General features: G+C 66.0%; 18 protein-coding genes and 3 pseudogenes. 6 read left to right on the top strand and 15 right to left on the bottom strand.

Features of this window, described 5'->3' with window-relative positions; all coding sequences use genetic code 11:
- Positions 1-282: 282 nt before the first annotated feature.
- A complete protein-coding gene (locus OUO20_RS07950) occupies positions 283-456 on the bottom strand; it encodes a CsbD family protein (RefSeq protein WP_018769414.1) in 174 nt (57 codons plus the stop codon).
- A 262-nt stretch (positions 457-718) separates the two neighbouring features.
- On the opposite strand from OUO20_RS07950, the gene OUO20_RS07945 reads away from it, so the two are divergent.
- On the top strand, positions 719-934 hold the full coding sequence (locus OUO20_RS07945; RefSeq protein WP_018769413.1) for a hypothetical protein: 216 nt from the start codon (positions 719-721) through the stop codon (positions 932-934).
- A gap of 94 nt (positions 935-1,028) precedes the next feature.
- On the opposite strand, the gene OUO20_RS07940 is transcribed toward OUO20_RS07945, so the two are convergent.
- From OUO20_RS07940 to OUO20_RS07895, 10 genes and pseudogenes are all read right to left on the bottom strand, one after another.
- Positions 1,029-1,592, bottom strand: a complete 564-nt coding sequence (locus OUO20_RS07940) for a hypothetical protein (RefSeq protein WP_268003210.1) — start codon at positions 1,590-1,592, stop codon at positions 1,029-1,031.
- 158 nt (positions 1,593-1,750) lie between these two features.
- Positions 1,751-2,350: a TMEM175 family protein gene (locus tag OUO20_RS07935; RefSeq protein WP_018769411.1), complete on the bottom strand. Its 600-nt coding sequence runs from the start codon at positions 2,348-2,350 to the stop codon at positions 1,751-1,753.
- A 69-nt stretch (positions 2,351-2,419) separates the two neighbouring features.
- Positions 2,420-2,698 carry a YciI family protein gene (locus OUO20_RS07930; RefSeq protein WP_268003209.1) on the bottom strand — a complete coding sequence of 93 codons (279 nt, stop codon included), beginning with the start codon at positions 2,696-2,698 and terminating at the stop codon, positions 2,420-2,422.
- 72 nt (positions 2,699-2,770) lie between these two features.
- Complete coding sequence (locus tag OUO20_RS07925) at positions 2,771-3,247, bottom strand: DUF2087 domain-containing protein (RefSeq protein ID WP_268003208.1); 477 nt, start codon at positions 3,245-3,247, stop codon at positions 2,771-2,773.
- A 442-nt stretch (positions 3,248-3,689) separates the two neighbouring features.
- Positions 3,690-4,636: pseudogene (locus OUO20_RS07920) on the bottom strand (alpha/beta fold hydrolase).
- Between the two features lie 28 nt (positions 4,637-4,664).
- Positions 4,665-5,750, bottom strand: a complete 1,086-nt coding sequence (locus tag OUO20_RS07915; RefSeq protein WP_268003207.1) for an alpha/beta hydrolase — start codon at positions 5,748-5,750, stop codon at positions 4,665-4,667.
- A 30-nt stretch (positions 5,751-5,780) separates the two neighbouring features.
- The gene (locus tag OUO20_RS07910) at positions 5,781-6,650 is read right to left on the bottom strand and encodes an HNH endonuclease (RefSeq protein ID WP_268003206.1); all 870 of its coding nucleotides are present in this window, start codon (positions 6,648-6,650) and stop codon (positions 5,781-5,783) included.
- Between the two features lie 53 nt (positions 6,651-6,703).
- Positions 6,704-6,895: a hypothetical protein gene (locus OUO20_RS07905; protein ID WP_018769404.1), complete on the bottom strand. Its 192-nt coding sequence runs from the start codon at positions 6,893-6,895 to the stop codon at positions 6,704-6,706.
- On the bottom strand, positions 6,892-7,137 hold the full coding sequence (locus tag OUO20_RS07900) for a hypothetical protein (protein WP_268003204.1): 246 nt from the start codon (positions 7,135-7,137) through the stop codon (positions 6,892-6,894). Before OUO20_RS07900 ends, OUO20_RS07905 begins: the two co-directional genes overlap by 4 nt.
- Before the next feature lie 342 nt (positions 7,138-7,479).
- Positions 7,480-8,427: a universal stress protein gene (locus OUO20_RS07895; RefSeq protein WP_268003202.1), complete on the bottom strand. Its 948-nt coding sequence runs from the start codon at positions 8,425-8,427 to the stop codon at positions 7,480-7,482.
- Positions 8,428-8,453: 26 nt separating this feature from the next.
- Here OUO20_RS07895 and OUO20_RS07890 point away from each other — a divergent pair, with 26 nt between their 5' ends.
- The gene (locus OUO20_RS07890) at positions 8,454-9,911 is read left to right on the top strand and encodes a DUF5129 domain-containing protein (protein WP_268003200.1); all 1,458 of its coding nucleotides are present in this window, start codon (positions 8,454-8,456) and stop codon (positions 9,909-9,911) included.
- A 33-nt stretch (positions 9,912-9,944) separates the two neighbouring features.
- On the opposite strand, the gene OUO20_RS07885 is transcribed toward OUO20_RS07890, so the two are convergent.
- Complete coding sequence (locus OUO20_RS07885; protein ID WP_056390572.1) at positions 9,945-10,217, bottom strand: YegP family protein; 273 nt, start codon at positions 10,215-10,217, stop codon at positions 9,945-9,947.
- Positions 10,218-10,503: 286 nt separating this feature from the next.
- Here OUO20_RS07885 and OUO20_RS07880 point away from each other — a divergent pair, with 286 nt between their 5' ends.
- Positions 10,504-10,890: a hypothetical protein gene (locus tag OUO20_RS07880; RefSeq protein WP_268003199.1), complete on the top strand. Its 387-nt coding sequence runs from the start codon at positions 10,504-10,506 to the stop codon at positions 10,888-10,890.
- Positions 10,891-10,930: 40 nt separating this feature from the next.
- Here OUO20_RS07880 and OUO20_RS07875 read toward each other — a convergent pair whose 3' ends face one another.
- The 3 genes from OUO20_RS07875 to OUO20_RS07865 form a co-directional block, all read right to left on the bottom strand.
- Positions 10,931-11,401, bottom strand: a complete 471-nt coding sequence (locus tag OUO20_RS07875; protein ID WP_056390568.1) for a GyrI-like domain-containing protein — start codon at positions 11,399-11,401, stop codon at positions 10,931-10,933.
- 65 nt (positions 11,402-11,466) lie between these two features.
- Positions 11,467-11,829: a DUF5655 domain-containing protein gene (locus tag OUO20_RS07870; RefSeq protein ID WP_018769397.1), complete on the bottom strand. Its 363-nt coding sequence runs from the start codon at positions 11,827-11,829 to the stop codon at positions 11,467-11,469.
- A gap of 17 nt (positions 11,830-11,846) precedes the next feature.
- A complete protein-coding gene (locus OUO20_RS07865) occupies positions 11,847-12,299 on the bottom strand; it encodes a flavodoxin family protein (protein ID WP_056390564.1) in 453 nt (150 codons plus the stop codon).
- 183 nt (positions 12,300-12,482) lie between these two features.
- Between OUO20_RS07865 and OUO20_RS21670 the strand changes: the two are divergent.
- The 3 genes and pseudogenes from OUO20_RS21670 to OUO20_RS07850 all read left to right on the top strand — a co-directional run bounded on the left by OUO20_RS21670 (position 12,483) and on the right by OUO20_RS07850 (position 17,532).
- Positions 12,483-14,413 (top strand): annotated as a pseudogene (locus OUO20_RS21670) (heavy metal translocating P-type ATPase).
- Positions 14,414-14,519: 106 nt separating this feature from the next.
- Complete coding sequence (locus tag OUO20_RS07855; RefSeq protein ID WP_026265787.1) at positions 14,520-14,981, top strand: universal stress protein; 462 nt, start codon at positions 14,520-14,522, stop codon at positions 14,979-14,981.
- Positions 14,978-17,532: pseudogene (locus OUO20_RS07850) on the top strand (cation-translocating P-type ATPase). Before OUO20_RS07855 ends, OUO20_RS07850 begins: the two are co-directional and overlap by 4 nt.
- The last annotated feature ends 15 nt before the right edge of the window (positions 17,533-17,547 follow it).

The following is a 17,547-nucleotide window of genomic DNA, read 5'->3' as shown; positions in this document are numbered from 1 at the left end:
GCCAAAGTTTAGGACGGCGCAACTGGGAGTTGCGGAAGCAACTCCGCACCGAAGAGCTGAAAGATTGTACAAGCCACCCATGGGTCGGAGCTGGGGCGGCCTGGTTCGGGGCGGTGCGCGGCTGGCCAAGTGGAGCCGGCGGGCCGTGAAGAACAAGGCAAGCCAGGCGGCACCAAACACGTAGGGGGCGAGCACGCAGGTCAATCAGGGGTGGCTGGAGTGCACCCCGACTCGACGAAGGGCGCGCCCCGTTCGCTGAGCGCGCCCTTCCCGTAAACGGTGTCAGTGCTTGAATGCGTCCTTGACCTTTTCGCCGGCCTGCTTCACATCGCCCTTGGCCTGGTCCGCTTGGCCTTCCGCCTTCAGGCTGTCATCGCCCGTGGCGTTACCGGCAGCTTCCTTGCCTTTTCCGCCCGCTTTCTCGGCAGCGTTTTCAATCTTGTCGCCTAGTCCCATGGTGTCTCCTCCTCTGGTTGGCAGCCGTTCGCATTCGGCTTCGCTCATAATAAGCATGCTTACCAATGGGTTGGCAAGTGATGGGTATCCACAGCAGCACCGGCCGGGCAACAAGGAGGCGTTCCGGAAGCCCCGCCTGAGGTGGGGACTTTGGTCCCTGTGTTCCCCGTGAAGGGCGGGGTTTACTGGTGCGTTGGGACAGGCGAAGCCTGTCTGCAGAGCGTTGTGGCTCTGCAGGACCGAGCACGGAGATGCCCCGCTAATGAACCTCAAAGACCGTTGGGACCGCCTTGACCCTGCCACGCAGAAGTGGCTGATCGACAACCCGGGGTGCCAGATGCTGCCCAGGACCATCACGGCGGTGATCTCGAAGGAAACCGGGGAGGACCTGGCCACAGGGCAGCACGGGCAGGCGCTCGTCTCCGGTGAGGATCACGACTTCATCCGCTCGAAGATAAAAGGCGCCTCCATGGCCTGACAAGGCTCTTAGCTCTCACTGGGCAGCGCTCCAGCCGAACGGATCGTCGCCCGGGGGAGGCCGGGGATGCTGACGGCGGGAAGGGGTGACAGCCTCAGCGGGTCACCCGTACTCCGGCAACAGCTCCCGTCCAGGGTGCGTCTCCCGCCGCGGGCAGGGACAGGTGTGCGGAAACGTAGCCCTGTTGAAGCGTGATGACTTGGGACGTGGACCCTGGGCAATCCACTGTGAGCTCGACGGGCCAGAGTATGACCTTGGGATTCTCCTGCCGGATGAAGACTTTGGCGTTGGCAGCACCGACGCACGCAGCAGTGACCGTGTACGTGCCCGCCGCGGGGACTTCTTCCGTCGTGCCAAAGCCCCTGCCGGGGCCGTCCAGCGGACCCTTTTGAAAAAGGAGAACCGGGCCCTGCACGGCCAGGAGAAAGCTGTCCAGGTCCTGGTAGTTTCTGGCCTCCCGCTCAAGGATCAGGGGGTCAGTGGGGCGGGTAGCGGATGCCGTCATCCGGGAGGGTTCAGGTGCGGCCGTGCGGTCAGCTTCGGCTGCCGGGGCGTGTGCCGGATCGGGGAAGTCATAGGAGCACCCTGCCGTGCCGGCTGCCGTTACCAGCAGGCACAGGGGAAAGGCGAGCCGGCGCCGGAGGCCTTTCGTTTCCACGGTTCCATGGTGGCCACGCCCGCGGTTCAAATCAACCACGACCCTGCGGAATTCGCCTACCCGGCCCGGCCGTCTTCTCGGCGGCAAGGCGCACCACGGAGGTATGACGGCTCCAATGGTGGAGGCGGCCATCGAATCTGGCGCCAATCTCCATCGGGCTAATCGTGGGCCCCATTCTGATGTGACCGGGTTACAAAGTGTTCGACCCTGCGGTCCGGGACCAGCCAGATAAGGGCCACGATGGTGTAAACGGCGAGCCCGAGCAGGGGCTGGACAGGGGTTAGCGCAATGCCAAGGAGATAGATCAGCGGCGACGCTTTGCCCTTCCAGTCCCGGCCGACAGCACTGGCGAGGGCCCCGTCCTTGCCCTGAGCAGCAATCAGGCGGCGCTCCAGGATGAAGTATGCGATTGCTGCGCACAGCAGGTTGATCCCGTACAGCAGCACAGGGACCTGCGCGAAGCCGGACTCATCCATCCATCGGGTTGTAAAAGGAAACAGCGACAGCCAGAACAACAGATGGAGGTTCGCCCACAGGATGGCCCCATTAACGCGGCTCGCCAAATGGATCATGTGGTGGTGGTTGTTCCAGTAGATTCCGACATACACGAAGCTCAACAGGTAGCTGAAGAGGGTGGGCAGGACGCTGGCCACACCTTCCCACGTTGGTTCCTCCGGGGTATGGAGTTCCAGAACCATGATGGTGATGATGATCGCCAGGACACCGTCGCTGAACGCTTCCAGCCGGTTCTTGTTCATTGGGCATGCTTCCTTCGGGTGACTCTGCGACTTCTTATGTGGCTGCGTGCGACACGCCATGGAGCGCCACTACCCGAGGTGTACAGCGTTCCACTCCAAGAGCCGCCATTCGGCCAGTCCCTCGGTAATAAAGGGGTCTGCAGCGACGAAACGCTCGGCCTCCTGTCGGGAAGTGAAAATGCCCATGGAACTAAGCTCCGGGTCAGCCGTTTGGAATGGACCCAGGGCCACGAGCCCCCCGCCTTCCGCGTGGAACGCCTCGTAGTAGGCCTTGTGGCGCGGGTACGTCTCCATGACACGCGAGCGGTCGATGCCTTCACGGACGGTGTAGATGACGACGCATTCCATGCGGCCGAACTTACCACCTCCTGCACCTGCGGCATGGCAGGAATCCGGTGAGGAGCACCACACTAGGCGGAACTAGACGTGGCGGGTGTAGGAGGAGCCCGAGGGGGTTCGCTGCAGCAGTCCGAAGTCAACCATGTACCTTCGCAGCAGCACCACGTCGTCCGTGTAACTGAGAAGCCGTTCGTTGACCTGCCTCTCAGAGAGTTGTTCTCCGGGCGCCATGACCTCGTCCGCGATCCGGGCAAGGAGTTCCCGCCGTTGCGCCAAGTTTGACGGGTACCTTTCGATGCGTCCAAGCCGCATGAACCGATCTGTCCCGATTTGTGGTTGACGCTTGGGCTGTTGGGCGAGAAGGTCGCGAAAAATCGTCTGGGCCGCCACCAGCCGCCCGGGCGCGTGCTGTTCCACGAGTCCGGACTCAAGCAGACTATCGATGGCCCGGTTTCGCCGCTGTTCCTTCACGTTGGGCAGTACGTCTGGCGCCGCAGCTCCAAGCACGATTTGGGCGTACGCGGTCCTGGCATCGTTGTTGCCAAGCGTCGCCAGCACACGCCGCCAGTGCGGGCCGCTAGTTCCCCTGCCTCCGCCCACGTCCACGCTCCCCTCAACCGCTGGCCCACGCCGCTGCGTCGCGGCGTGCTGGGAGATAGTAGCGCCGATGCCCTGGTTTCAGGAAGCACAGGCGCCGGGGACATGCAGCTGGGGCGCAACGCCCGACGAGGTCTCCCGTCCCATGCCCGGCGATAACCTCGTGCCGAAACCAGCCTTCAACGCCACTAGGGAATCTCACACCGACTCCGGCCGGACATGGACGTCATTTACGATCCCACGCTCTAAGTGGGCGTGTCCGCGCGCCCCTTCGCCAGCTGGTCCGCGTTCCGACGCCGGCTCGAGATGTCCCTTGTCACGTTCCGCGTCGAGTTCAAGGACCAGCCTCCGTTGCGCCACCGGCGGGAATGAGCCCAGTGGCGGCGCAAGCACGGGCCGTCGGTTACCGCTTCCCGGCCTTGGCATAAAGAGCCAGGAGGTCGCGGCTGAATTCGTGGGGCGACGTTTCGCTGGGGCTGTGGCCACCCCTGTAGACGCCGATCCGGGCCCGGATTGACTGGGCGAAGAGGCGGTGAAGCTGGAGCGGCCACAGGTCGTGTTCGCCCACGGCCACAAACTTGGGAAGGGGCGCCTCCGCCAGTTTTTGCCGAAGATCCGGAACGTTCTGCATGAGCGTATAGATGTCCCGGACCGAGGCGCGGCGGGTGAAGCGGAACCGGTAGTTCACGAACCGCCGCCTGCCCTCCGGTACGTGCACCACCTTGCCGCTCCGGATGCCCCAGATCAGCAAGGCAGCACCCACCCGGCCGTTCACCCACGTGCTGAACCGGCCGATGCGGCCCACCCCCTGAAACTCTGGCCTGGCTCCGGCGGACAGCTAAGCAACGTGAGGGACCTGAAGAGCTCCGGCCGCTCCCCAAAGGCGAGTTGGGCAATGATTCCCGCGAAGGAATAACCCACAACATGGACTGGGGTGGCAGTGGTCTCCAGAACTGCAAGGAAGTCGTCCACGAAAAGCCGGTAGTCATAATGCTTGCGTGGCGGCACCAGGTTCTCGGGGCCCGCTGCCGCTGACTGGTACTGTCCCGCCAGGTCGTAGCTCAGTGCGAAGTAACCGGCATTGGCCAGGTCGGGCATCATGAGGGAGAAGTCCTCTTTGGAACCGGTTGCTCCGGGCACCAGCACAACGCTGGGATTGCCAGGATTGCCCAGCGTCATGGCGGCGAGCCTGCCACTGGGGACATCAATGGATCGGTGGACAGCGCCCGGCGGTGGAGTGAACCAGTCAACGTCCCCCAGCTCCGCATCGAGCAAGGCGGCCGCGTCCACCAGGGCGGAGCCAAACTCCTCGGGGTCGACCCCGTACCCGTTCCGGTCCAGCTCTGCCATGGTCCCAACATAGTCCAGTGCCTTGAGTTTATTCAGGGGCAGGACCGGTGGACCGTTCAGCCACACCGCGGACGAACGCGTGAAGGCGCCGGTAGACTTCCTGGGATTCGGGGTAGCGGTAATCCTGTTGCCAGGTGTGTTCGGTGTTGAGGCTGTCCCAAGGGTAGATCAGGGCATCCACTGGAACGTCGTGTTGTTGCAGGCGCTCGATGAAATTCAGGTTTGCCCGGTAGAAGTAGTCACGCTCGGACGTGGTGAGGAACACGGGCGGATGGGTCCCGTCCAGCCACTCGATCGGGGACAGGAAACCCGCGGCGCTCCTCAGCCGCGCCACGGTCCGTGGTGGAGAGGGCCGCTTACGGCCATTGCGTGCTCCCGGACCTGCCGTTGCCCGGGATGCATGTGGTAACAGCATACGGACGAAGTTCAGGCTGAGGACAAATCCGCTGTCGAAGAAGACCGAGAAATCCACTGCGCTGCAGTGTTGGACGAGCCCTTTCAGGTGTCCCGCGGGAACTGCCGGCCGCAGGGCATAATGCGCCGCCAGTTCGGAACGCAGGCTGGCTGCGGTCAGCAGGGCAGCGATCTGTCCGCCGGCCGAGTCCCCGCCCAGGATCAGCCTCTTGGGATTCCCGCCGTACCCCTCGATGTTGGCGGCAACCCACGCCAGGGCGGCATTGGCATCCTCGAGCACATGTCCCATGGCGAACCGGGGCGCGTGCCGGTAGTTGACGTTGACCACCACCATCCCGCCCACTGCCTGGTTGGCGCAGTACTTGGTCAGGGCTGCCTTGTCACCGGATGTCCACCCGCCACCATGGAAGTAAACGTAGACGGGAAGCAGCTCCGCCGCCACAGCCTCTGTACCAGGAGAGTCAGCTGCCGGCTGCAGCGGTGTCAAAACGTCGAGGCGGTGGGCGCGGAGGGCATCACCTACGTAGTCAATGTCGTGCACATATGCCACAGCCGTGATTGGGTCGGTGTTGAACCGCGCCTGCTCCCGGGCACTGACGGCGCGCATCAGGACGCGCCATGTCCATACGGGTACGCGGCGCAACAGGGGCCGGGCGCTCCTGACCGACTGAAACACCCCGGAACGTGCAGCCAATGTCATCCCTGCAATTTTATCGCCGAATGCTGGCCCCTACGTCTTGCCGCCCCCGAGGATCCGCCGTGCGTCCTCCTGGGCCTGAAGGGCCAGGTCAGTGACCACTTCACCCCGCACATGCCCGGCGGCCGACATGATGCTCCGGAGTTCGGAAACCGTCCGCGCCGGGTTTGCCCCATGCGCCACGGCGTGGCAGTTATGGCAAAGCGGAATGAGGTCGGCGATGGGGTCAAGCTGGTATCCGCTGCCAATCATGGCCGGCGGCACCACGTGGTGCACGGCTGTCGCTCCTGTACCGGCCTCACCGTAAGCGGACTCAAAGGAGAAGCCGCAGGCGGCGCACGACGTGCCGTGGAAGGCCAGGCAGGCCCGGCGGGCGTCGGGGTCCCGCTCAAAGCGGTTCACCTGGACATGGCTGACGCCGCCCGGCGGAAAGGTTCCGGCAACCACCTCGGTGGGATCCGGCGTCGTGGGCCCGTATTCCCTCCACAAGCGTTGCAGAACAGGCCAGGACGACGGCGGCAAGGTCACCAGGGAGGGGCCGTTCGCCTTGGCCCAGAGGTCACCGGGAAAGGCCTCCCGCAGGGTCCCGGGGCGTATTTGCTCGCCCAGCGGGAGCAGTGCGTCGAAAGCGACTGCGATGAACCAGTCGCTGGCATCGGAATCATCGCCTGCGGCGGCCTGGTAGGGCTCCGATGCCACCGACCCGTGACCGATGAGGCCGCTGCCTGCATCATTGCCGCCTTGCACCAGGAGCCACGCTTCGGTCCCCGGGAGGATGTCAGGGCAGAAGCCGACGCGCCAGCGGTCCAGGAACCTGCCGGACTGCGCCACCTGCGCGACGACGGCTCCGTAGTCCCAGCGGTGCAGCCCGTTCGTGTCGCAGCCAAGAATTACTGCCGCCACTGCCCACCAAACCCAGCCATTCGCCGTCGATCCCCAAGTCCCTGCAGCGGGATTTAGATCGGTTCCTTGGCCAGCGCCTTGGTCTTGGCGGGCGTTTCCCGCCCCAGCCGTTCATCAAGCGTGACGCGCAGCCTGGCCGCGGCAACCTGGACCCGGTGCTCGGCAGGCGTGGGTTTTTTGCCCGCGGGCTTGGTACCGGTTCGGGGAGTGTGGACAAGGCGGTGTTCAGGCGATGCTGCGCTCATGGTCCAGCCTCCTTGGCACTGTCTTCATCCGTCATTCCATTCTCGCCTAAGTTGTCCGGGCCGTCCACGACGGCACTCTCCTGCCCTGGGCCGGCGTCGGCATCGTCCCCGTTCTCGTCCCCGGACACACTCTTCCAGGCGATGTCGAACAACTCGAGTTCCTCGGTGCGGGCCAGTTCGCTCCTGGCAAGGACTTCCAGCGTCGCCAGGCCCAGCGCCTTTGTCCCTGCATCCGGGTCCAACGCCCGGTCGAGCGCCCACTGGGTGCGGCGCCACCATTCCGCCCGGCTGTCCGCTTCGGTCTTTTGCCGCAGGGCGTCGGCGTCCGCTTCGCGCTTTTGGTCCAGCGCGGTCTTGTCCGCGGCAGTGCGTTGCTTGAGCGTGCGCCAGTTGATGTGGAAGGCCAGCAGGGCTGCGATAAGAACGGCCAGGGGTCCAAGCCCGGCAAGGATGACCCACCAGTCCGCCGGGCCCGAATGGACGACGACGTCCAGCGGGCCGGGGAGGGAACAGGGGTCACCGAACCAGCTTAGGAGGAGGTACGGCCTGTGGCCCGGCCGACACTCCTGCCGCGGCCTTCTCCATCATGCGCCGCGCCGGGAAATGAGGACCGGCCCGTGCGCGTGGTGCAGTACTGCGTGGGCGGTTGATCCGATGGTCTCCCGGAGGATGCCGCGGCCCTGGGAACCCAGCACCACTATCCGGGCTTCCGAGGCGGCTTGCAGGATGGCGTGCGGGACCGAACTGTCCGTGAGTATCCTGCCGTCAACGGAGATATTGGGCGCCAGGGTTCGTGCACGGTCCACGGCGGATTCGAGAACTTCCCGGGCGCCAGCCGCTGCTTCCTTCCCGTCCAGCCGCGTGTAGCCGGCGGGCTCGTGATGGACGTGGACCACCGTAAGGCGTGCGTGCCACCCGGAAGCAACGGCGCACGCGTCTTCCAGTGCCGAGGGGGAACCTGATGCATCGACGGCGGCGACGACGGGTCCGCCAGGATGGGTGTCCTCCCGGATCACGGCCACCGGGCAGGTGGCGGTGGCCGCCAGTTCCAGGCTAACGGATCCCACCAGGAGGCCAAGGAAGCCGCCCAGGCCACGGCTGCCGACTACGAGCATCCTCTTGCCGCCGGAAATTTCGGCCAAGAGCTGTGCGGGTAGTCCGTGGAGCAGGGTGCCGCGGATCTGGACCCCTGGAACTTCCGCTGCAGCATGCGAGACCCCTTCTTCCAGGACGGCCTGGGCGGACTGCTCAAGGCCGCTGCCTGACACACCTGGAACCGGACCGAGGTGCCTGGTCAGCAGCTGCCACAGGGAACAATGCACCACATGAAGCGCGCAGTTGGTGGCACGGGCGTGGCGCGCCGCCCACCGGACGGCTGCCGCGGCGCCATCCGAACCGTCATAGCCGGCCACAATCGAACCCGCATCCTGCATCACCTGGCTGCGCTCCTCATCAGACCGATCCTCGCCGGCGGGACCTTCGGCCCTTTGGCGGCCCTGCCCCTTGGTTTCATCCTGATTCCAGGAATCCATCCTGATTCTAGGAAGCGGGGAGGCATATGGGCACCCTGGTGCGCCGTATTGGGGTGATCATGCTTGTCCTGGCCGCCTCCCTGCTGGGGGTTGCGGCCCCAAGTGATGCCGTGTCCCCGTCAGCCGTCATCGTGGAGGACACAGCGGGGGTGCTTGACCGGAATACGCTGGTCCCCGCCGTCGAACGGATCCAGTTTTACGAGCCCACCCGTGTTGCTGTCTTTACCTACAACGGAAAGGCTGAGGACAACCTCAATGAAGAGGTCCTGAGGTTCGCACGCTCCAGGCACCCTGAGTGGATCAGCGCCGACGGACAGAAGTGGGCCGATGGGCTGTTCATTTTCGCGCTTGACCCGGTGGGCCGCCACGTGGGCACCTATATGGGGGAGGACCGGAAAGTGTCGCTCGAGCAGCGCAGCGATATCCAGGAGGCCTCAAAGGAACTGTTCCGGGACGCGCAGTGGACCGACGGTACTGTGGCCGGCATTCGCCGTGCCGCCGAACTCATCAACCAGCCCTGGTACCGGTCCGCCGCATTCCTGATCACCGCCTGGGTCACCGGGGGACTTGCGGCCCTTGGGGCAGCGGCGTGGTTGATTGTGCGGGCGGTGACCAGGGCTGCCTGCCGCAAACAAATCGAACGGGGGGACCGGAGCTACTCCAACGTCAGCATGGACCTGGACGTCACGGAACTGAACGCCGGGACCATCCCCGAATCATCCCGCTACGGCAGCAGGGTCCTGGAGAAACACCGCACCTTCCTGACCCGCTATGCCGCCGCCACGGAACTCTCCAACCAGGTGCACGCCCTGGCCAAACGGTCCCTCAGCAGGCGGAAAAACCTCAAGCTTGCCCGCCGGTTCGCGGACAGCGCCGCCGAGCTGGATGCCCTGGATGATGTCATCGCCGACAGCAACGCCCTGTTGAACCGTGCCGACACATGGCCTACCGCCTGGGACCGGCAGCTTGCCCCGCTCCGCAAGGACCTGGCCGGCCTTGAGCAACTCCTGGCCAAGCGCCACGGGCAGGGGGACTCGGCCACCGCCTCGGCGCTTCGTTCCTTCCGCGACGAAAGCCTGCGGAACATTGAACGCTGGACCTCGGAACTGGCAGATGGACGGATCACGCCGGAAGAGGCGCTGGACCGGCTCTACGAGGCGCGGTCGCGGCTCTCGGAACTGCTGGAGAACCATGCGGAAACAGTCATTCAGGGATTCGCCAGGAATGAGCGCGAGGCACGGCTGATGCGCGAGCAGATGCAGACGGCCCACGAGGGCCTGGACCACCGCAGGCAGCGGAGCTATGAGCCGAGCATCCTGGGCACGGTGTACCCGTCGTACCAGTTTTTCTCCGTGGCTACCTTCAACTCCGGCTTCAATACGGGCGTCAGCAGCGTCAATTCCGCCAGGGGCGGCGGCAGCACCACAGGGTACGGCAGCAGCGGCGGAAGCTTCTCCGGTTCGGGCAGTTCCTCGAGCTTCTGATGACCGGGGCTTTGGCCGCGACCGTCCTCCACCCTAGGCGGCGCCCAGGGAGCCAAGCCTGTGCGGCCCGCGCCGGACCGCGTGCCGCGCGTGCGGGATGGTGCTGCAGGCAACGTTCGGCGGCGGTGAAGGTATGTCCCGGATCAGGCCGGTTCCCGCACATTCCCGTACCTCTTCGATGGCCGCGGCCGCCGCCCGTTTGTCCGCGAATTGTCCGGATACCGCCAGTACGTGTCCATCAGGCATCACAAGCCGGAACCGGATCTGTGAATCTTCATCGACAAACAGTTCGAACGTACCTGCCATAAGCCTTGCTCTCCTCTAGCGTCCCGCCTCCGTTGATGAGGCTGCATGCCGGCCGACACCGGGCGCGGCAAACCCGGATGCACAACCCCAGCGTGGTGCTTCCGGCCCAGACCACCATCTCAGAGGACCGCGGCGTGCTATTAGGGACCAAAGACCCTGATCGCCGGCTCCGGGGATGCTAGCGATGGCAGCATGCCCCGAAGTTCAGTGCCGAAGGGCCCTGTCCCATTAAGCCGGGCCGCGGAAGACTGGGGAGTTCACGATGTTGCGGTTCCCGGAGGACGACATGACGAAAGATGCACCTCGACCTGGCCGCCCAGGCAAACCAGCTCCCGGATACGCAGGTCCCGGTCCCGAGGAGCGGCTCCGGATAGAGCTGGAGGACGCCGCATCGCGCAAGTGGTGGGCGCGGATCCTGTACACGCTGGGCTCACAGTACGGGCGGACGCAACTGCAGTTTGTGGCCAGGACCGGGGACGGACGCCGGCTCTATGCCAGCGATACGTTTCCCGGTCCGCCGCTGAACCCGACACCTCCCGAAGAGGCGTGGGCTCCCGGCATGCAGGCCAGCCTCAGCCAGCTCCGCCGGGAGCTGGCCCGCGACGGGTGGTCCGAAACCAGCCACGGCGTGCAGCCCTGGGACCTCACCTTCAGTCGCGGCCCCGGAAGATAATGCAGGACCAGGCCCCGGGGCGGCCGAAACCCTGGCCGACTCAGTCCACCGGCCAGATGACCCTGGTCTGCCACGTGGCCGGATCCGGCTGCTGCTCCGGATCGGTCAGGTAGTACTCCCACATGGTGTCGGCAGGGGCAGCGCCCTCGGCTTCCATCCGTTCGCGGATGGCATCGTACGTGCTGCCGAGGGTGTCGTAAGGGCCCGTGTGGATGGCCTCGAACGCGTCAGTATCGGGAAGCGCGCCGCGGGCCACCTCGCCTGTTCCCTGGAAGTTCCCGGCGACGGGGAACCCGGCTTCGACGTCCACCGTGGCGCCGGGAATGCCGTGGTAAAGCGCGAACGGCGGTCCTGCCGGGCTGACGCCCTGCGTTTGCACCGCGGCCATCACCTCACCGAAGGCCCGGCTGAAGAAGCTCGTCAGAGCGTCCATGGGAACCCGTTCACGGACCACGGCGACGGGTTGTTCGGTGACATGGATCTTTCGCGGCTGCTGGCCATTTTCAGTCATGCCCCCAGCCTTGCCATCCCGCGGCCAACGTGACAGGGCCATAGGACTCTAAAGGGCATGCCAGGTCAGGCCGCAGCCTCATACGCTTCGAGCAGCCAACCGCGGACCTCGGCATCGAGTTGGGAACTGTCCGTGAGCTCCAGATGGTGCATCCAGGTTCCTTTCGCCGGGTGGACGACCTGCTTGAAGCGCGGCGAGCCCAGGTTCCGCGGCAGCGCGAGGGACAGGACCAGCGGAACCGGGGAATTCACGTAGACCCCGGGCCGCCACAGGTAGGCGTAGCCCCGGCGCCGGCGGAACGAGATTTGGCTCTTTCCGACCCGGACCTCATGGGGGCCCAGCTCCGCCGCCATCCGCTCCGCTGCCTGGTAGAGCCCAAGGGCGTCCGGAGCGCCGGCGAAGAACCGCTCTACCGTCCACGGCTGCAAAGTAACAGCGTCCCCGCCTATGCAGTACCGTTGCCCGCCCCGGCCGCAAGTCCGGCGGCCCAGGCTGCCGCCCGCTCGGCCTCACCGTCGACCAGCGGGCCCTCGCTGCCTTTGACGTAGAAAGCCATGGGTCCGCCAACGATGCTGGCACCTGCCTCCGTCAGTGCCTTCGTCATCTTCCTGGCAGCGTCGCCGTGGATGAACAGCTTCACCCTCGTATCGAAGGCTGCTGCCTTCACCCCTGCCAGTCCCCGGCGCCCGAGGTCTGCCAGCGTTTCGGTGATCCGGGCAGTCGGCTTCCAGCCGTTGATGGGGCTGCCGACGACGAGCAGGTCACCCGGGTGCAGGGCGTCGGCATCAAAACCGTCAACGTGAACAGCGGCCGCGTCCCGCCCCAGGCGCGATGCCATCGCCTCGGCGATGGTCCTGGTGTTTCCATACGCGGAGTCATAGAGGACGACGGCTTTCATGGAGGCTCCCGGTCCGGATAGGCGGCATGTTGCCCCTCAACCATGCTCCCGGGGCCGCCGGCGGGGCAGGGCCAAAGGTCATGCCGCCGGCCGGGGCCTAATGCCCTAGCCGTACTGCCGGCATCAGGATAGTTTCAGTCTTATGTGTGAGGACCGCTACCGCCCATGTTGAAAGTGTCCTGAATGAGAAAGCAGGCCGTCCCGCCTGCGGCAACCGCCGGCAGCGTTGAGGTCGAGGAACGCGTCGGCTCGCCCGTGCAGAAGGTGTGGGGCTTCCTCCGGCGGTATCCCGTCGTCGCGCTGACCTGCCTGGTACTCCTTGCCGCCCTGGTGCTGCTGCAGTTTGGGCTGGAACTGCAGGTCCGCGTGCTCGCCTCGGCCTACGCTGCCATCATCGTGGTGGCGCGGGCGGCCGGCATGGTCCGGTCGTTGCGGGAGGGACGCTGGGGCATCGACCTGCTGGCCCTGATGGCGGTTGCAAGCACGGTGGCCGTCGGGGAGTACCTCGCGGCCCTGGTGGTGATCCTGATGCTCACCGGCGGGGAGGCACTGGAAAACTTTGCCCAGGGACGCGCCGCGCGTGAATTGCGGTCCCTGCTGGACCGGGCTCCCCGCTTTGCCCACAGGGAAAGTGCCGACACAGTCCTGGAGGACACCCCGATAGGCGAGGTGGTGCCCGGGGACGTGCTGGTGGTCCGCCCCTCCGAGCTGGTACCTGTTGACGGCGAACTCCTGTCCGATTCAGCAAGCATGGACGAATCATCGCTGACGGGGGAGAGCCTGCCGGTGGAGCGTAGCAAGGGGGAGCTGCTGCTGAGTGGTTCGGTGAACGGCGTGGCCGCCATCCGCATGCGGGCGGCGGCCACCGCGGCTGACTCCCAGTACAGCCGGATCATCGCCCTGGTGGAGGAAGCGTCCAACAGCCGTGCGCCGGTAGTCCGGCTCGCTGACCGCTACGCGGTGCCCTTTACCCTCCTCGCCCTGGCCATGGCCGGGGCCGGCTGGTTCCTGTCAGGTGAGCCGCTCCGCTTTGCCCAGGTGCTGGTGGTGGCCACCCCGTGCCCGCTCCTGATCGCAGCGCCGGTGGCATTCCTGGCTGGAACCAGCCAGGCCGCCCACAAGGGCATCATCATCAAGAACACCAGAAGCCTGGAGCAGCTTGCCAAGGCGCAGACAGCGGTGTTCGACAAGACTGGAACACTCACCTCCGGCCGCCCGGTCCTGGACGGGATCCAGGTGGCGCCGGGCCCGGGGAAGCCCTTGGCAGCCGGAAGATCCTGCAGCTGGCGGCCTCCGCCGAGCAGTATTCCTCCCACGTGCTGGCAGCATCCGTGATCGAAGCCGCCAAGGAAGCGAACATTGAACTGCTGCAGGTGCAGCAGGCGACCGAAAACGCCACGCACGGGGTTGAAGCTGTCTGCGACGGCCAGCAGGTGGTGGTGGGAAAAGCCGCCCTGATCCGCAGTTCGGCCAGCGGATACCGGGAAGCAGCAGTCCAGAGTGGCCAGTTGGCAGTCCACGTGGCGGTCAACGGCGAGTACGCGGGTGCACTGATCATGAAGGACCCGTTGCGCCGCAACGCCGTGGCCACCCTGGCGCGCTTGCACAGGCTGGGCGTGCGGAACACCATGCTGCTGACCGGTGATGCCCACGCGACGGCTGCCCACATCGCCGAGGAAGCGGGAATGGGCCACGTCCAGGCCGAATGCCTTCCAGAGGACAAAGTCAACACGGTTGCGGCCATTTTGGAACGACCCGTCCTGATGGTGGGTGACGGCGTCAACGATGCCCCGGTCCTTGCCGCCGCCGACGTTGGGATCGCCATGGGTGCCAAGGGGGCCACCGCGGCCAGCGAGTCCGCGGACGTGGTGATCATGCTCGATGACCTGTCCAAGGTGGCCCTGGCCGTGGCCATTGGAAAGCGGACCGTTGCTGTGGCCCTGGTAAGTATCTGGACTGGGATCGGGCTCAGCCTCATCCTGATGGCCATCGCCATGACGGGTTTCATTCCCGCTGTTGCCGGTGCCCTCCTGCAGGAGGTAGTTGACCTGGCCACCATCCTGAACGGACTCAGGGCATTGCGCGGAGCGGACGAGGCACGGCAACGCGGTTGATGCCGGCTTCCTTCCGCCAGGCCTGCCCGGAGCGGGAGGTGGTGTGGCCGCCGGGCATGACTTTTGGCCCTTCCCAGCGCCGCCCGCAGCCGGGATTGTGGTGTCCATGAACGCAGAAACAGGGGCCAAACCCGTCATTGTAGGTGTGGACGGATCCGAATACTCCTCCGCAGCCCTGCGCTATGCGGGCACGCTGGCAGCCCGCCTGGGCACGCGGCTGGAAGTCATTTCATGCGTCGGAATGCCGGACTACCTGGTGATGTCCCGCCTGGAAGGGGCGGACCGGCAGTTCACCGCCAGGCTTGAGGACGCCGCCGGCCGCCTGGTCGAAGATGCTCTGGGCCGGGCCTTCTCCGGGGAACGGCCCGAAAACATCGACGTGACCATCAAGTTCGGCCCTCCGGCGAAAGTGCTGGTGGAGGAGAGCCGCCGCGCGCAGATGCTGGTTGTTGGAAGGCATGGCGAAGGCGGCCTGCTTAAGTCGTCCATGGGATCGGTGAGCAAGGCGTGCGCGGCCCACTCAACCTGCCCGGTGCTCCTGGTGGGCCAGGAGGCGGACGCTGTGTGAGGACTGCGGAGGGCCTGAGCTCCGAACGGGCAGCGCAGCTCCTGAAGCAGGCGGGCCCCAACCAGCTCCCGGCGGAGAAACCCGTCCCGCAATGGCGAAAGCTGTGGGGGAGATGACGCACTTCTTCGCCCTCATGCTGTGGTGCGCCGCCGCGCTGGCATTCGTTGCGGACATGCCGCAGCTGGCCGTGGCGATCATCGTCGTCGTCATTGTCAACGGGGTGTTCGCCCACATCCAGCAGGAACGCGCCCAGCATGCCGCCGCCAGGCTGCGCGGCCTGCTGCCCGCCGACGTGGTGGTGCGGCGGGACGGGACGGTGCGCAAGGTCCACGCCAGCGAGCTGGTGGTTGACGACGTGGTGCTGCTCAGTGCCGGTGACCGTGTGCCTGCAGACATGGTCCTGCTGTCAGCATCGGCCTGCGAAATGGATGAATCCATGCTGACGGGCGAAAGCGAGCCAGTGCCGAAAGCCGCAGGTGACGCGGCGTGGGGCGGTACCTTCCTGGTCAACGGCTACGGAGAGGCCGCCGTGTCCGCCACGGGAGCCAGGACCAGGCTGGCCGGAATTGCCGCCCTCACCAGCGGAGCGGTTCCTCCTCCTACGCCGCTGTCCCTGGAACTGCGGCGGATTGTCCGCGTTACTGCGGGCATGGCGCTGGGTATCGCAGCGGTCTTCTTCCTGGCGTCGCTGCTGGTGGGCTTTCAGTGGCGGGATTCCTTCCTGTTCTCGATCGGCGTGGCCGTGGCCCTGGTCCCGGAAGGGCTCCTGCCCACTGTCACGCTGTCCCTGGCCATGGGCGCCCAGCGCATGGCGTCCCGCAACGGCCTGGTCCGCAACCTTGAAGCCGTGGAAACCCTGGGCTCAACCACCTTCATCTGCACCGACAAAACCGGGACACTGACGCAGAACCGAATGAACGCCGTCGAGGTCTTCACCCTGGAAGGGACCGTCCACGTGACGGGCCAGGGGTATGACCCGGACGCGCACATCGAGGGCCGGGGAACGGCCAGGGCGGCCCGGGCGGCGCTCGCCGCCCGCACCGCTTCACAGGGCAGGGCCGAGCTGCACGATGGACAGTGGCGTGCACAGGGTGACCCGATGGAAGCTGCCGTGGACGTGCTGGCCCGCCGGCTGACAGGCGCCGGGTCCGGGCCCGCGGCATCGCGCCGGCTGCCGTTCGATCCGGTGCGGCGCAGGGAGTCTGCCCTTGTGGGGCCCGAGCTGTTTTGCAAGGGTGCCCCCGAAACCGTGCTCCCACTGTGTGAATCCGTGCCGGGTCAGGTCAAGGAACAGGTAGAGGTGATGGCAACGCGTGGCCTGCGCGTCATTGCGGTGGCACGGCGGCGTCTCGCGGGAGCACCCGAAACCTGGCAGACCAGCCCTGCCGCAGAACTTGAAACGGACATGGAACTCCTGGGCCTGATCGGACTGCAGGATCCGCCCCGGCCGGATGTGGGCAACGTCATCCGAACGGCGCGGCAGGCGGGCCTGAAGGTCGCCATGATCACCGGCGACCACCCTGCCACGGCGGCAGCGATCGCCCGGCAGATCGGCCTTGCCGGAACGCCTGAATACGTGTTGGAAGGCGCAGACCTTCCGGAGGACGAGCAAATACTCGGCGCACTCCTGGACCGTGACGGAGTGGTGGTCAGCAGGGTCTCGCCCGAACAGAAGCTCCGCGTGGCCAAGGCGCTGCAGGCCCGTGGGCATGTGGTGGCCATGACCGGCGACGGCGTCAACGATGGCCCGGCCCTTCGCGAAGCCGACATCGGCGTGGCCATGGGGCGGAGCGGAACTGACGTGGCGCGGGAGGCCGCGGATTTGGTCCTCCTGGACGACCATTTCGCCACCATCGTGGCAGCCATCGAACAAGGAAGGGCAACCTACGCCAACATCCACCGGTTCCTCACCTACCATCTCACCGACAACGTGGCGGAGCTGACTCCCTTTGTCATCTGGGCGCTCTCCGGCGGCCACTTCCCGCTTGCCCTCGGTGTCCTTCAAATCCTTGCCCTGGACATTGGCACCGACCTGCTGCCCGCGCTGGCCCTTGGCGCCGAACCGCCCGGCCGGCGTGTTTTGGCGCGTCCGCCCGAACGCCGGCACCTGATGGACCGGCAACTGATCATCCGTGTCTTCTGCATCCTGGGTCCCACGGAGGCCGCCATGGAAATGGCCGTCTTCTCCGTTGTCCTCGCTGCCGGCGGGTGGATCCGGGGGCAGGTTCCCCAGCCCGGGCTCCTCATGGCTGCCTCCGGCGCCGCCTTTACCGCCGTGGTCCTGGGACAGCTGGCCAACGCCTTTGCCTGCCGGAGCGCCACCGTGCCGCCCTGGAAGCTGGGATGGGGTACCAACCGGCTTCTGGTATGGGCAGTTCTTGCGGAACTGGCCATCCTTGCGGTGTGCCTGTTCCTGCCCTACCTTGCAACGCTGTTGGGCCAGGCCCCGCCGCCTCCCCTGGGCTTCCTCCTGGCACTTCTCGCGGCCCCCGCTGTCCTTCTTGCAGACTGGATCCACAAAGCGGCCCGGGCGCGCCTGCGGCGGAGCTAGGACCAAAGACTCTGC

It is taken from the genome of Arthrobacter sp. FX8 (assembly GCF_026723805.1).
Taxonomy (GTDB): Bacteria; Actinomycetota; Actinomycetes; order Actinomycetales; family Micrococcaceae; genus Arthrobacter.
The sequence above is the reverse complement of the archived record's forward strand: the minus strand, read 5'-3'. Positions and strand labels throughout refer to the sequence as shown.

Excerpts from the sequence above, each read along its gene's own strand:
- OUO20_RS07895 (WP_268003202.1), bottom strand. The coding sequence starts at position 8,427 with ATGGATTCCTGGAATCAGGATGAAACCAAGGGGCAGGGCCGCCAAAGG.
- OUO20_RS07885 (WP_056390572.1), bottom strand. The coding sequence starts at position 10,217 with ATGGCAGGTACGTTCGAACTGTTTGTCGATGAAGATTCACAGATCCGG.
- OUO20_RS07875 (WP_056390568.1), bottom strand. The coding sequence starts at position 11,401 with ATGACTGAAAATGGCCAGCAGCCGCGAAAGATCCATGTCACCGAACAA.
- OUO20_RS07950 (WP_018769414.1), bottom strand. The coding sequence starts at position 456 with ATGGGACTAGGCGACAAGATTGAAAACGCTGCCGAGAAAGCGGGCGGA.
- OUO20_RS07890 (WP_268003200.1), top strand. The coding sequence starts at position 8,454 with ATGGGCACCCTGGTGCGCCGTATTGGGGTGATCATGCTTGTCCTGGCC.
- OUO20_RS07935 (WP_018769411.1), bottom strand. The coding sequence starts at position 2,350 with ATGAACAAGAACCGGCTGGAAGCGTTCAGCGACGGTGTCCTGGCGATC.
- OUO20_RS07880 (WP_268003199.1), top strand. The coding sequence starts at position 10,504 with ATGACGAAAGATGCACCTCGACCTGGCCGCCCAGGCAAACCAGCTCCC.
- OUO20_RS07905 (WP_018769404.1), bottom strand. The coding sequence starts at position 6,895 with ATGAGCGCAGCATCGCCTGAACACCGCCTTGTCCACACTCCCCGAACC.
- OUO20_RS07855 (WP_026265787.1), top strand. The coding sequence starts at position 14,520 with ATGAACGCAGAAACAGGGGCCAAACCCGTCATTGTAGGTGTGGACGGA.
- OUO20_RS07930 (WP_268003209.1), bottom strand. The coding sequence starts at position 2,698 with ATGGAATGCGTCGTCATCTACACCGTCCGTGAAGGCATCGACCGCTCG.
- OUO20_RS07915 (WP_268003207.1), bottom strand. The coding sequence starts at position 5,750 with ATGACATTGGCTGCACGTTCCGGGGTGTTTCAGTCGGTCAGGAGCGCC.
- OUO20_RS07865 (WP_056390564.1), bottom strand. The coding sequence starts at position 12,299 with ATGAAAGCCGTCGTCCTCTATGACTCCGCGTATGGAAACACCAGGACC.
- OUO20_RS07945 (WP_018769413.1), top strand. The coding sequence starts at position 719 with ATGAACCTCAAAGACCGTTGGGACCGCCTTGACCCTGCCACGCAGAAG.